The organism is Salegentibacter lacus, from assembly GCF_020164555.1.
Classification (GTDB): domain Bacteria; phylum Bacteroidota; class Bacteroidia; order Flavobacteriales; family Flavobacteriaceae; genus Salegentibacter; species Salegentibacter lacus.
This window is the reverse complement of record NZ_JAIQZB010000012.1, coordinates 91583-103912: the sequence shown is the minus strand read 5'-3', so window position 1 is coordinate 103912 and position 12330 is coordinate 91583. Positions and strand designations below refer to the sequence as shown.

The 12330-nt window shown below is 36.1% G+C and carries 16 protein-coding genes; 5 read left to right on the top strand and 11 right to left on the bottom strand.

Annotated features, from left to right (window positions below; all coding sequences use genetic code 11):
* Positions 1 to 231, bottom strand: coding sequence for a helix-turn-helix domain-containing protein (locus LB465_RS11410; protein WP_224469992.1), 231 nt, complete (start codon positions 229 to 231; stop codon positions 1 to 3).
* 278 nt (positions 232 to 509) lie between these two features.
* Here LB465_RS11410 and LB465_RS11405 point away from each other — a divergent pair, with 278 nt between their 5' ends.
* The gene (locus LB465_RS11405) at positions 510 to 1451 is read left to right on the top strand and encodes an MIT C-terminal domain-containing protein (RefSeq protein ID WP_224469991.1); all 942 of its coding nucleotides are present in this window, start codon (positions 510 to 512) and stop codon (positions 1449 to 1451) included.
* A 420-nt stretch (positions 1452 to 1871) separates the two neighbouring features.
* On the opposite strand, the gene LB465_RS11400 is transcribed toward LB465_RS11405, so the two are convergent.
* From LB465_RS11400 to LB465_RS11375, 6 genes are all read right to left on the bottom strand, one after another.
* Entirely contained in the window at positions 1872 to 2330 is a 459-nt protein-coding gene (locus LB465_RS11400; RefSeq protein WP_224469990.1) for a DUF6730 family protein, read from the bottom strand.
* An 11-nt stretch (positions 2331 to 2341) separates the two neighbouring features.
* Positions 2342 to 3208, bottom strand: a complete 867-nt coding sequence (locus tag LB465_RS11395; protein ID WP_224469989.1) for a relaxase/mobilization nuclease domain-containing protein — start codon at positions 3206 to 3208, stop codon at positions 2342 to 2344.
* A complete protein-coding gene (gene mbpA, locus LB465_RS11390; protein WP_224469988.1) occupies positions 3205 to 3501 on the bottom strand; it encodes a mobilization protein MbpA in 297 nt (98 codons plus the stop codon). The genes LB465_RS11395 and mbpA overlap by 4 nt, the downstream gene beginning before the upstream one ends.
* A 124-nt stretch (positions 3502 to 3625) precedes the next feature.
* A complete protein-coding gene (locus LB465_RS11385; protein WP_224469987.1) occupies positions 3626 to 4495 on the bottom strand; it encodes a toprim domain-containing protein in 870 nt (289 codons plus the stop codon).
* 194 nt (positions 4496 to 4689) lie between these two features.
* Positions 4690 to 5874 (bottom strand): virulence-associated E family protein, encoded by a 1185-nt coding sequence (locus LB465_RS11380; protein ID WP_224469986.1) that lies wholly within the window; start codon positions 5872 to 5874, stop codon positions 4690 to 4692.
* Positions 5875 to 5885: 11 nt separating this feature from the next.
* Positions 5886 to 6173 (bottom strand): helix-turn-helix domain-containing protein, encoded by a 288-nt coding sequence (locus LB465_RS11375; protein ID WP_224469985.1) that lies wholly within the window; start codon positions 6171 to 6173, stop codon positions 5886 to 5888.
* A gap of 271 nt (positions 6174 to 6444) precedes the next feature.
* On the opposite strand from LB465_RS11375, the gene LB465_RS11370 reads away from it, so the two are divergent.
* Genes LB465_RS11370 through LB465_RS11355 form a run of 4 tightly spaced genes read left to right on the top strand, consistent with a single transcriptional unit; the run spans position 6445 to position 8470 of the window.
* Positions 6445 to 6657, top strand: a complete 213-nt coding sequence (locus LB465_RS11370) for a type II toxin-antitoxin system Y4mF family antitoxin (protein ID WP_224469984.1) — start codon at positions 6445 to 6447, stop codon at positions 6655 to 6657.
* Between the two features lie 3 nt (positions 6658 to 6660).
* Positions 6661 to 6996, top strand: a complete 336-nt coding sequence (locus LB465_RS11365; RefSeq protein WP_224469983.1) for a HipA N-terminal domain-containing protein — start codon at positions 6661 to 6663, stop codon at positions 6994 to 6996.
* Positions 6986 to 7930, top strand: coding sequence for a HipA domain-containing protein (locus tag LB465_RS11360; RefSeq protein ID WP_224469982.1), 945 nt, complete (start codon positions 6986 to 6988; stop codon positions 7928 to 7930). The genes LB465_RS11365 and LB465_RS11360 overlap by 11 nt, the downstream gene beginning before the upstream one ends.
* 60 nt (positions 7931 to 7990) lie before the next feature.
* Entirely contained in the window at positions 7991 to 8470 is a 480-nt protein-coding gene (locus LB465_RS11355; protein ID WP_224469981.1) for an ASCH domain-containing protein, read from the top strand.
* Here LB465_RS11355 and LB465_RS11350 read toward each other — a convergent pair.
* From LB465_RS11350 to mnmE, 4 genes are all read right to left on the bottom strand, one after another.
* The gene (locus LB465_RS11350; protein WP_224469980.1) at positions 8448 to 9203 is read right to left on the bottom strand and encodes a hypothetical protein; all 756 of its coding nucleotides are present in this window, start codon (positions 9201 to 9203) and stop codon (positions 8448 to 8450) included. The genes LB465_RS11355 and LB465_RS11350 overlap by 23 nt on opposite strands.
* A gap of 36 nt (positions 9204 to 9239) precedes the next feature.
* Positions 9240 to 9527 (bottom strand): helix-turn-helix transcriptional regulator, encoded by a 288-nt coding sequence (locus LB465_RS11345; protein WP_224469979.1) that lies wholly within the window; start codon positions 9525 to 9527, stop codon positions 9240 to 9242.
* Positions 9528 to 9538: 11 nt separating this feature from the next.
* A complete protein-coding gene (locus LB465_RS11340; RefSeq protein WP_224469978.1) occupies positions 9539 to 10681 on the bottom strand; it encodes a site-specific integrase in 1143 nt (380 codons plus the stop codon).
* A 222-nt stretch (positions 10682 to 10903) separates the two neighbouring features.
* On the bottom strand, positions 10904 to 12307 hold the full coding sequence (gene mnmE, locus LB465_RS11335) for a tRNA uridine-5-carboxymethylaminomethyl(34) synthesis GTPase MnmE (protein ID WP_224469977.1): 1404 nt from the start codon (positions 12305 to 12307) through the stop codon (positions 10904 to 10906).
* Positions 12308 to 12330 lie beyond the last annotated feature (23 nt).

Genomic DNA, 12330 nt, shown 5'->3' with positions numbered 1-12330 from the left:
TTATTCAAATCCTTTACTAAAAAAATCCTTCAAAGAAATATCTAAATGTTCCAAAATCTTACAAAGGGTGGTAAACTTTATGTTTCCTCCATTTTCATATTTTCCATATTGAGATCGAGAAATACCTACGTCATAAGCTAAATGCTCATAATTTGTATATCCCTTAAGTTTTCGAAAATACTTTAAACGGTTGCCTAAATTTTGAAGTCTTTTCTCTTCTGAAGAATCCATGACTTCAAAGTTGAGCTTTTAGGATGAAAACGAGTACCTGTTAAACTATGGTTTTTAACATAATTTAAGTTTTGAAATAATTAAAATAAAATTGATGGTTGTTATAGAAGTTCAAATTTAGAAGGTTTTAAACTTTTGCAGATGTGGAAAACCGTAAAACCTAAAATAAATTATTTGATATATTTAAGAAAGAAACTATAAATAATGGCACTTGGTATTTTAAAATCATATGTTATATATTTACAAAGCTCTACCCTTTAATCCTATTTCTTCCAAGTATGGTAAAAACCAAGGCAATTCATTACATCAATTCCCAAAAAGGTTCGGATAATTTAAAAACAAAAAATACCACCTTTGCAAGTATAAGCATAAGCGGTAACCGTGCTGCTTGGTGGATGAATATAAAACTTGAGAATTTCAAGAAGGATTGGAATATAGTTTTAGTAGGAGCACATGAACTAATATGGTTGAAAATTCCTGCAAATACATTTATTAATCTTGAAAAACACTTTAGAATATGGGAAGCTAAAAATGCTGTAAATCTGGTGATCTCAAGCGACCCTCAGGACAGGTATCTTCACGATCTTTCATCAGGAGGTAGCGACGTGGATTTTAAATCTTTTATTGTAGAAAAATTTCCAATTTCTGAAGAATTAAAGAGTAATTCAAAAAAGTCTGTTCTTAAACCTTCCCATCTAAAAAAAGAGTATACCTCCTCTACTTCAGTTCCAGAACTAAAGACAAAGTCACAGGAACAAGAAATTATTAAACAGGATCAAACCAATATCACTTTTGAAAAATTATTTGCAAGTCATCTAAAGGAAGCTAATAATATAATACTTCAGGATCCTTGGATAAGATTACCATATCAGTTTAATAATCTGCTGGAGTTTTGTGTGATGCTCGGAAACTTGAATAATCCGGGAAAGATAATTAATCTTAAAGTAATTTCGTGGAACTTGAAAGAGTTTCTAAACCAGAGTAAAGATTGCTTTGAAGAAATAGCTGCGAATGTAAAAGAAATGGGAATTAATCTAACCTATTCCCTTGAAAAGCATCATGACAGATATATTGAGACCAATAATAGATGTAAGATTATCCTTGGCCGAGGATTGGATATTTTTGAAAAAAGAGAAGGGCGTTTTTCAATTGGAGATGTAGATCAAAGATGGAGAAAGTGTAAACCTTGTGAGATTACTTATATCACAAGAAACTTTTGATTTTATTTGCTTATCCATTTTATTTAAACCTATAAAAAATTATAATTCAATCTGCGGACAACTTCCCGTGGATCAGAAGTTTTCTAAACTTACTAATCATTGGATTCTTGTACTACTACTGTCCCCTAATATCTACCAAAACTTGCGCCGGATCCTATGCTGTTTTTATAGCGTACGGGAAGTTAAGCGTAAAGTAAAAACAGCATAGGGGCGCCACCTTCTGTTTTACATTACCAGTAAATTTCAACCTGTTATCGGGGCCTTTGAGCCCATTTACTGGAATACCCACTCATTATCCACTGATCTAAAAAATTGCTGTAATTTTTTACTAAATTTTTGACGCAAATTTCAACGGGTTTTCTGGGGGTTTAAGGGCATTTGACGCAAATTTCACGGAATTTTAACCATAGCCATTTGTCATTACAAACCCTGGTATCCACTCTCTAGCCACTTGCAGTATGCATCGTGGATTTCAGGATATGCTGCAAAATAATCTTCGTATGACTTAATCTGTGATTCCATAATCATTTGGTAGACTTCAAAATTCTCTTCTACATTTTCTTTATCGGTGTAACCAAAATACCCCACAGATCCCACAGCAAGAATCCCAAATATTCCTAAAAGGATGAGCAGATAATTTGGTATGATCCTGGCGTGTTTTAATTTTCTGTCTATACCCTGCAGGATTTCATCTGTTTTTTCTTTTTCCGCTTGCTGCTTTAGCAGGAATGTGTTCAGGTTCTTTTCCAAAGCTTCCGTGCTAATGGGGATGCTCATCTTAACTAATTGTTCTGAAAGCTTTTGAAGTTCCAGCACAGCAGTTTTGAAATCATCCATCTCATCGGCCATCAGTTCCATAATTTCATCTAGTTTTTTCATAATTCAATTGTTTAATATCCGATTCCGGTATCCCTTACTATTTTTACAGCTCCTTTTATAAGCTCTTTAGCTATTTTGGTTGACAGATTACTGCTTAACTGTACCGTTTTATTTAAAACCTGAAGGTTTTTTGGTGCTTCCATTCCTCTTGTTAAACTTCTGTTTTGCGAGATCGCGGGAATTAACCGATTACCGCTCATTGATCGGTCCACTTCACTTGCTTTAAGATTCACTCCTTTGTATTCCACCCGAAACCCCTGCAGTTGATTCGCTTTATTGATGGTGGGAATCACTTCCACCTTCTGGGCTTTCATTTTATTTATATATTCATCCACGGATTTTGGCCTCGACTGAAGTACCCGGTCATGTATATTTTTGATTTCCTGTCTGAGGCCCTTCAACTCATTAAGTCTTTCCTGCTGAACTTCCCGAACCCTGGTCAGTCCTAATTCTTTTGCCACATTATCGGCAGCTATCTGGCTTCGTTTTCCGATAAAGCTGTCATTGTAGGCTTTGCCATCAAAACCAATCCTGTTGGTATAAATATGAACGTGGGTATGCGCTTTATCCCGGTGTACAAATCCAATGGATTGATTGTTTTGCAGGTTCATTTCCTTTAAAAACTTTTTAGCGAGGTCTTCCAGTTCCTTTTTGCTTAGATCCTTGCCGTCCTCAATTGTTGGGCTTACGATGAAGCTTAAGGTATTATTGGTACATCGTAAGTTTTGCGACTGGATAATCCTAAACTCTTCAGCAATCTCCGCGGGAGTATCCCCGGCCACGTGTTCTCTTAACACGACTTCAGCTTCTTTCTCCTGGTTCCAACCATAGGATATGGAAACTCTGGCGCCTGAAATGCTATGTCCTTTCCCTATCATTTTTTAAAGTTTTTTAAATGTGTCCTAATTTCTTTCGCCAGGTCTTCCACTTCTCTGGCCAGCTTTGGATCCCTTTTTTTAAACATATTCCCAATGCGGCTGAAGTTGTTCTTGTACTGTACCAGCATTTTGTAAGTCTCCAGTTGTTCCGGGGTTATCCGTTCTACAATATTTTTATCAAAGGCCGTTGCTCGGATATATTCTGAAAGGGAAATTCCTGCCCTGGCCGCTCTTCTTTTGAGCAGCTTCTTCTCGTAGATCGAGCAGCGGACTTGTATGTATTCCCTTTTCATTTTTTTCTTTTTAAAATCTTTGCAACCATCGGGCGCAAAGCAAGATTGTCATTACAATGACACATCTTGCTTTTGCCTTTCAACTGAAATTCTCCGATAGGCATTTACCGTTTACAACTCATTATTATTTTAAAGTCAAGGATTTTTCAGCTTTTAATTTTTCATTCAGATCTACATAGCCAGAGTAGGAATCGCTACAATCTTTAACATTATCAAATTGGTTTAGAAGTGAACTGGCTGCTTTTTTACCAGCCGCATCATTGTCCAGATAGATCAGTACCTTTTCATATTTAGGGATGAGTATTTTAATCCTTTCCAAAAAAGCCAGGGAATTTAAAATGATACAGTCTGAGTTTTGTACTAAGTCTTCATCAATAGTGGCCAGGGAAAGAAAATCAAACATCCCTTCTGTGATAAGTAGTTGTCTGGACTCTCTTTCAAAAAAAGAAAAGGTTTTAGGGCTACTGGAAGTTTTAAAGTATTTATTTCTAAGTTCCCAGCCTCTTTTATAATTTTCAAGGCCAAGAGCAAAAAATCGTTTTCCTTTACAGCGATACCAAACCTGTCTGCAGTATTTTCTACCAATCTCATAAGGTATATTCCGTGAGCTTAGATAATCAACTAATGCTTTCAGGTGAATAATTTGAACGTCCAGGATACTAATTTCTGGCTCCTTAGTAAGATGTTCAATATCCGGCGGGCTAAAAGAAAGAGATCCCATATCGTGCTTTAAATATTCCAGGGTTTCCCTTACAGACCAGGATTTAATAAGCATAATTAGATCGATGGTATTCCCTCCTATTCCCGATCCGAAGTCAAACCATAAGTTTTTAATTAAAGAGACGCTAAAAGAGGCTTGGGTTTCTGACCGCAGGGGACTCAGAAACCAAGCTTCTTTTTCCGATGTTCTGGTGGGAAAGTGCCCTAATTTTGCCAGCGTTTTTACGATGCAAATATTACGGGCACTTTTACACGATAAGTTATTTAAGTTCATTTTTTCAATTTTTAATTACCTATTTATCCAGGCCAGTAAAACCAGGGGTTTTTTTCTATTTTGGCTGTTTTTCCTATCTACCCTATCTACCTAAAAAGGTAATTAGGGTAGATAGTTTTAAATTCTATTTACCCAGTGAAACCCCCTTTGTTAACAGCCCTTTCCAGGGTTTGGGTAATTAGGGTAAATAGATTTTATAAAACTTCTAAAGGAGAGGTCTTGAACCTCTGTTTGACCAGGTAGCCATATCTTCCATTTTGGGTAGATTTTACCCTTTCAAAGTTCAGGGCCCTCATTGCTCTACCCATATTGTAAATATTCAGTCTCGGATTAATACAATTCAGTTGCAATACTACATCTGATGCCGTTTTAAAGTCGGCTGGATCTGAACTCTTGAGATAGTATTTACAGAGCAGTTCTTCTTCCATACTGGCTTCCCGGTAAGTCTTGTTCCTTTCTTCATTTGCAACAATATCCTCCAGGGTCAATTCTGGGTTAAATTGTTCATCCACATAGGCCAGGTAATAAGCCTGAGCCCATACTTTATCTATATCAACTTCCCGGGAGTAAGCAAAATCAATTTTACCAATAAGCTCAAAACATAACCAGCGCACAGAACCGGTTTCATCATTAAGAAAAGTTGCCCTGTTTGTAGATCCTATAAAACTGCAGGTCCTTCGCAGGTTTGAGTTTTTACGGTCATAAGGCAGCCTTTCATTGATCATCGTTTTAGAGAAATAAGCTTTAAGGGCATTTATTTCTTTTCTGGCCAGCACAGATAATTCATCTAAATTGATGATGAAATTCCTGGTAAGTTGAATCCTGGCGTCTTTATCCGTGGTCATGTCTTCAGCAAAATACTTTGATAAAGCCGGTGGACAGAGAAACCTACACCAGGTAGATTTTCCAGAGTTTTGTTCTGAATGCACTAAAACCAAACATTGCTTATTGAAGTAATTTTCATCCAATGCACCTTTAACTGTTCTCACCAGCCATTTCCTAAAATGATAAAGAAATTGCTCAGGTTCTTTGGCGGGAAGATAGGAAGCGAGTGTTCTTATATGATCTCCACCCACCCATTTTGGAAGCTTATCAAAGTATTCCGCAATCGGGTTAAATCTGGGAATCAGGTTAGACCGTAAATAGATGTCCAGTTTACCCGGATTAATCTCTATGTTAGACTTCGCTAATTCTATAAGCAGGGAATTCACTTCAAAATCTTCCCAGATATTTGATTCCTTAATCCGAATCTGAAACTCGTGAGATATTTCATTAAACCTGATATCATATTTATCAGATACATACTCATCCACAGCGTCGTAGATCGTTTTTTTCTTCTGCTCAGAAACCTGATAGAGTTTGGATTCAAATTTCTTCATAACCCAAAGCTTTAAAACCTTTTATTTCTAAAGGTATATTCTACTGCTCCCCTCTTGATTTCATCTTTAGAAGAATGACTATTATTAAGTAGCCAGCTATCCAGTTTCTCACGTGAGAAAAAGATTAATTTACCTTTGGGTTTAGAGAAAGGAATTTCCCCCCTTGCGGTAAGTTTATACATGTAACTTCTTGAAATTCCTGTATAATCACAGGCCTGGTCAAAAGTCAATACGGCTTTCTGAGCGCGGACCAATTTCTCTATACGGTCCAGTTGCTCTAACATTTTTAGTTCGTTCATTTTTAAAATTTTTAAGTTTGAAAATGAACAAAAGCGCTTTTGTTATTTGAATTCTGAGACCAAAACTAAGAAGGGAAATAGTAAGAAAGTCATACTATTCATACCTTGTATGACTTCTTTTTTAAAGTATGAAAAATCAGCTCTAATCAATTTAATTACCTCCCCAACAAATTTATATGCAAATGCATATAAATAAAGAAATAAAACCAAAAATATACGTTTAAACATATAATTAATATATATTTGCAATAATTATATTTAATTACATATAATGAAAAACCTCTCAGAGTTTTTAAAACAAAAGCGAAAAGAAAACCAACTCACTCAGGAAGAATTTGCCGATAGAGCTGGCGTGGCATTAACCGTTGTGAGAAAAATAGAACAGGGAAAAGAAAACCTGAATATGGAAAAGGTAAATCAGGTGCTAAAGATGTTTGGACATGTGCTTGCTCCGGTAGACCAAAATGATATTTCGCAAACTTAATTTATGAGACAGGCAAAAATTTATTACCAGGAGCTTCTGGCAGGTATTTTAACCGAAACCGATGACGGTGAGTATCAATTTCAATATGAAATTGATTACGTTAATAAATATCCCGATCAATTTATCACGTTTACCATGCCGGTTAGAAAAGAACTTTATGTAGAAAAACGGCTTTTTCCTTTTTTTGAAGGCCTTATCCCGGAAGGTTGGCTTCTTGATATAGCCTCAAAAAACTGGAAAATTAACCGTAATGACCGAATGGGACTACTTTTAGCTTGTTGCAAAAATTGTATAGGTGCGGTCAGTGTTCACCCAATAGTTACAGAAAATGCAGAATAGATGTCTATATTGTTACAAGGAACTGGCAGATACAGATCCGAAAGATTTTCACACCAATTGCAGTGTAAATTTCTTTGGTACTGAAATTCCGCCTCAGCTAGATTATTCCCTGGATCAAATGGTAGATCTGGCAAAAAATGTGGTGGAAAGAAGAATAGCAGTTCCTGGGGTACAACCTAAACTTTCCTTATCCTTCATCGATAACGCACTAGCATCGGAAAATAACAGGTTAACAGTGGTAGGAGCGCTCGGAGGAAATTATATTTTAAAACCACCCTCTGCAGCTTTTGCTGAAATGCCGGAAAACGAACATGTTACAATGCGAATGGCAGGAGGCTTTGGAATAAGAACGGTTTCTTCAAGTTTAATAAGATTAAAATCTGGAGAGTTAGCTTATATCACAAAGAGAATAGATCGGACACTTAATAATGAAAAGATTCATATGCTCGATATGTTTCAGATTCTGGAGGCGTTTGATAAATACAAAGGTTCGATGGAGAAAGTAGGAAAGGCAATAGGGACTTATTCTTCTAACACCTTACTCGATAAACTTTATTTTTTTGAAATAGCTGTATTTAGTTTTCTCACGGGGAATAACGATATGCACCTGAAAAACTTTTCTTTAATAAAGCGAAGCAGAGAATGGGTCTTGTCCCCTGCCTATGATCTTTTAAATGTAGCTATAGTTAACCCAGAAGATGATGAAGAACTGGCGCTAACTCTTGAAGGAAAGCGGAAAAAGTTGGCAAGAAAACATTTTGTGAGTCTGGGAGAGAAACTGGAATTGAACAAAAAGCAAATTGATGGAGTATTTAAAAGATTCATTAAAAATAAAAAGAACGCTCTTTCTCTTTTAGAAAGCTCTTTCTTATCAAGCGAATACAAGCAAAAATACTCGGATCTATTAGAGCAGCGTTATTCAAAATTGGAGTAGGCAGGTAGCGGAATAAAACAAATTTAAAAAGCACTCAAAAAATTTCGAGATAGGAAAACTATGAATAATGGAAGAGAAAATTTTAAATCTGTAATAACCCTATGGGAAGACTTTCTTACTCAAAACCCTCAGAATAAATTAGGAGAAGTTCCAGTTTCTTTCTATTTCTGTGACAATGAAAAAGATGCGAATGAATGTGTAGAGTTAGTCTTAAAGGGAATAAAGCAAGCAACTGCTACTTCATTATTGTGGTTTAAAAAAAATAATGAACCTCTGCCAAGAGCTGGGGACCAACAAATTGTGACGGATTGGAATGGAAATGCAAAAGCTATAATTGAAACGCTGAAGATAGAGCAGGTTCCATTTAATAAAATCACAGAAGAATTTGCAGCAACTGAAGGCGAAGGTGATAAATCTTTAAAATACTGGAAAAAAGTTCACCAGGCATATTACGAAAGAGAGATGGCCTATTATCCTGAAAAATTCAGTGAAGATATGATCATAGTTTGCGAATATTTTAAAAAGATTTATCCACTTTAGATCGTGCCTGGTTTAAAGTCAGCTCTTGAAAAATTTTATTCAACCTATCGTTCTCCTTCGAGGAGACAGTTTTTAACGGGGCACTTTTAATGGTATTATACTTATAAGGTTTCCCATCGGATCTTATTACCAGCTTAGAAGTTTCAAAAAAATTTTTCATCGTTAAAGAATTTTCGGGAAAAGTCTGGGTGAAATAATCATAGAACTCCCTGCAGCTTGCACCATCCATATTGAAATGGATTTTCGAATTATGAGTTTCCCAATTTTCAGTAAGCACCTTTTGGAAATCAAGGAGGCTTGTCTTCTCAGAATTCAAAAGATCATACCTCATTAGATTATGATATAACTTTTGAATTTGACCTTCTGAAATAACCAAATTAAAATTTTTGTCCTTTTTTAGGGAGCCAGCTGGCTTTTGGCTCTGCATACTATTTTTAAATTTATCGGTCCAGGGAAGAACGGAAAGAAAAAAGCCGGCTAAAAAAACAAGAAAACTAATTGCAACAACTAAAAAATTATCTGATTCAATAGCATAGCTGGAGAATACAGAAAGATGCATTAGTCCCAGCCCCAGTACTAGGAAAAGAATTCTTGGCTTTTCAATTTTTGAAATCCAGTCCATTTCATTATCCAGCATAAAACTTAAAAAAAAGGAGCCATAATGCAAAACTAACCTTCCATAAATATATATGAAACCTAAAGTTGTGAGATATTTAAACAGATCAAAATTCATAGCTGTAAGAATACAAATCGAAACCCTGCCACATAACTAAAACCTTTTTCGACGAAAACTATATTCTACAGCTTCGCTATTTAATTCCCTGCTAGATTTATGCTCGTTTGAAAGTAACCACTGATCTAACTTCTCCTTAGAAAAAAATATAAGCTTACCTCGAGGTTTTGAAAAAGGTATTTCTCCTTTGGCTGTTAGCTTATACAAAAAACTTCGAGAAAGCCCCGTATATTCAACTGCCTCCTCCATATTTAAAACATTTTTGTTGGTACGAATCATTTTTTCAATATGATCCAGTCTTTCCATAATTACTGATAAATCCATTGTATTAAAATTTAAAGTTTATAATCCATTTCGAGTTCGGGAATAAGATAAGCAGCTTCCTTTTTCTTCTTATCTACTATTTTAGCATAGACCTGGGTAGTTCTTATTTCTTTATGGCCCAAGATCTTAGAAACAGTATATATATCAGCACCATTTTCAAGTAGGAGAACAGCATGAGTATGGCGGCCGCTATGAAAGGTAATATGTTTGGTAATACCTGCACGCATACACCACCTCAGAATTTCAGCATTAAAATGAGCACCATATTTGAGACCCTGAAATACTTTGTCATTTTCTAGCTTTCTCTTACCTAAAAGCTGTCTTGCCTGGTTAGAGATGAATTGATACTCCTGGCCCGCAGTTTTTTTCTGCTTAAAAACTAGCCGGGTTTCATCTTTTTCATCGCGTACTTCAGACCAGACGAGTTTGTTAATATCGCTCCACCTTAATCCTGTCAGGCAACTGAACAAAAAAGCTGATTTCAAAACTGGGTGTTTGCAATGTGCTTTTGCCACTGCCTGAAGCTCCTCATGGGTAAGATGTTCTCTGGATGTTTCTCCCTGGGCAAAACCTTTAACTGTGGAAGCAAAGTTTCTACGAGTATATCCATCTTCAAAAGCTTGCCGCAATGTGGCTTTAAATTTATTGTAATAAGTATATTTTGAATTTTGAGATAAGGGAATATTAGATTTTGTTCTGGATTTATGATTTAAAAACTTTTTGAATCCTATTACGAAGTCTTCATCAATGTCTTCAAAGGTTATTTTTTTCCTACCAATGTAAGCCTCAATATGATTTTGAGCGGCATCCCAGTTATCGTAATTACCTTTGCTTTCGTAACGCTCTTCTTTAAGTTTATCATAATATGTGAGGAATAGAAGTCGGTCCTTACTTCTATCTTTTATACCATATTTACCCTGGGCATATTCTGCTCTTCGGATCGAAAGTATTTGTTCAGCTCTTAAAAGAGTTTCTTCATTTTCCTTTTTCTCAAAGGCTGTCTTAGGGTTTATATATAGGTACTCTTTAAGATATTCAAATTCCCTATTCCCCTTAGTTTTTCCGTTTTCATCTATGACACTTCCTTTATAGTAATCAATATATAGACTGTACTTTCCGGATGCTAATTTTTTCTTTCTGAGTTTTATCTTCATAACTAGCTTGTTTCCATAAAGATAGAATAAAATCCAATACGAGGTACAAAATTTGTACCCCGAAATCAAATTTTAACATCGGGGTACAAAAAAGAAACAAAACAGGTATAATTTTATAAGTTTAAAAGAAAAACCAAGAAACAATAAAGAGGCTCAAAAGCCTCTCTATTGTTACGTTTTGATGTCATTTGATATCATTTGACATCAAATAAAATTAGCTGTTTATTTGCCGATGCAGAAATTAGAAAAAATATTCCCCAATAATTCGTCATTAGTGACCTGGCCAGTTATTTCGCCAAAATATTCCAAGGCTTCTCTAATGTCTATTGCTAAAAGATCGCCTGAGAGATCGTTGTTTAGTCCTTCTTCAACTTTATTTATTTCTTCCAGGGCTTTTAAAAGGGCGTTATAATGACGACTGTTAGTAACTATGGTATTATTATTTCTAAGCGCGCCGGTATTTACGAATTCAAGAAGTTTACTTTTTAGTTCCTCTACTCCTTCTCCAGTTTTTGCCGAAATTAACTGCAAACTTGCACCTTCAAGTTCGTTTAGATTTTCAGATAAACTATCTTTCTCCTGTTCCGTTAGTTGATCTACTTTATTGGCGATCACAACCAGTGGTTTTTGTGGAAACTGGTTGTGAATTTTTTTAATCTCAACCTTAAACATTGAACTTTGAGTTTTAAACTTTTCTGCGTTTAACAGATAAACCACCACCTGCGCCTGACTAATTTTTTCAAATGTTCGTTTTATACCAATGCTTTCCACCACATCTTCCGTCTCCCTTATTCCCGCGGTATCAATAAACCGAAATCCAACACCACCAATACTCATTTCGTCTTCAATAGAATCCCGCGTGGTTCCGGCCACTTCAGAAACAATGGCACGTTCTTCGTTTAAAAGGCAATTTAACAAAGTAGATTTCCCTACGTTTGGCTCACCTACAATCGCAACGGGAATTCCGTTTTTAAGTACATTTCCGGTAGCAAAAGAATCTATAAGTCGTTTTAAAACCTGCTGGATCCTGGCCACCAATTCTTTAAACTGATCTCGATTGGCAAATTCTACATCTTCTTCCGAAAAGTCCAGCTCCAGTTCAATTAAAGACGCAAAATCCAGTAATTCCTGGCGTAACCTATGAATTTCATTAGAAAATCCGCCACGCATTTGTTGCATCGCCATTTGGTGTGAAGCCTGATTTTCAGAAGAAATCAAATCGGCTACGGCTTCTGCCTGACTAAGATCCATTTTTCCGTTTAGGAAAGCACGCATTGTAAATTCCCCGGCTTCGGCTGAACGACAACCTTTTCTAATCATTAACTGTATAATCTCCTGCTGAATATACGGACTTCCGTGGCAGGAAATTTCAATGGTTTCCTCTCCCGTATAAGATCTTGGAGCCCTAAATACTGAAACTAAAACTTCATCTAAGGTGCGATCCCCATCCATTAAACTTCCCAAATGCAGGGTGTGGCTTGGTTGCGCTTCCAGTTCCTTTTTACTTTTTGCTCTAAAAAGCAGGGAAACAATAGCAAGGGCTTCAGGCCCGGAAACCCTGATAATCGCAATAGCACCGGCTCCAGATGGCGTGGCAAGTGCTACAATAGTGTCGTTTAATTTCATATCGCAAAGGTAAACAACCTCGG

Excerpts from the sequence above, each read along its gene's own strand:
- LB465_RS11410 (WP_224469992.1), bottom strand. The coding sequence starts at position 231 with ATGGATTCTTCAGAAGAGAAAAGACTTCAAAATTTAGGCAACCGTTTA.
- LB465_RS11405 (WP_224469991.1), top strand. The coding sequence starts at position 510 with ATGGTAAAAACCAAGGCAATTCATTACATCAATTCCCAAAAAGGTTCG.
- LB465_RS11400 (WP_224469990.1), bottom strand. The coding sequence starts at position 2,330 with ATGAAAAAACTAGATGAAATTATGGAACTGATGGCCGATGAGATGGAT.
- LB465_RS11395 (WP_224469989.1), bottom strand. The coding sequence starts at position 3,208 with ATGATAGGGAAAGGACATAGCATTTCAGGCGCCAGAGTTTCCATATCC.
- mbpA (WP_224469988.1), bottom strand. The coding sequence starts at position 3,501 with ATGAAAAGGGAATACATACAAGTCCGCTGCTCGATCTACGAGAAGAAG.
- LB465_RS11385 (WP_224469987.1), bottom strand. The coding sequence starts at position 4,495 with ATGAACTTAAATAACTTATCGTGTAAAAGTGCCCGTAATATTTGCATC.
- LB465_RS11380 (WP_224469986.1), bottom strand. The coding sequence starts at position 5,874 with ATGAAGAAATTTGAATCCAAACTCTATCAGGTTTCTGAGCAGAAGAAA.
- LB465_RS11375 (WP_224469985.1), bottom strand. The coding sequence starts at position 6,173 with ATGAACGAACTAAAAATGTTAGAGCAACTGGACCGTATAGAGAAATTG.
- LB465_RS11370 (WP_224469984.1), top strand. The coding sequence starts at position 6,445 with ATGAAAAACCTCTCAGAGTTTTTAAAACAAAAGCGAAAAGAAAACCAA.
- LB465_RS11365 (WP_224469983.1), top strand. The coding sequence starts at position 6,661 with ATGAGACAGGCAAAAATTTATTACCAGGAGCTTCTGGCAGGTATTTTA.
- LB465_RS11360 (WP_224469982.1), top strand. The coding sequence starts at position 6,986 with ATGCAGAATAGATGTCTATATTGTTACAAGGAACTGGCAGATACAGAT.
- LB465_RS11355 (WP_224469981.1), top strand. The coding sequence starts at position 7,991 with ATGAATAATGGAAGAGAAAATTTTAAATCTGTAATAACCCTATGGGAA.
- LB465_RS11350 (WP_224469980.1), bottom strand. The coding sequence starts at position 9,203 with ATGAATTTTGATCTGTTTAAATATCTCACAACTTTAGGTTTCATATAT.
- LB465_RS11345 (WP_224469979.1), bottom strand. The coding sequence starts at position 9,527 with ATGGATTTATCAGTAATTATGGAAAGACTGGATCATATTGAAAAAATG.
- LB465_RS11340 (WP_224469978.1), bottom strand. The coding sequence starts at position 10,681 with ATGAAGATAAAACTCAGAAAGAAAAAATTAGCATCCGGAAAGTACAGT.
- mnmE (WP_224469977.1), bottom strand. The coding sequence starts at position 12,307 with ATGAAATTAAACGACACTATTGTAGCACTTGCCACGCCATCTGGAGCC.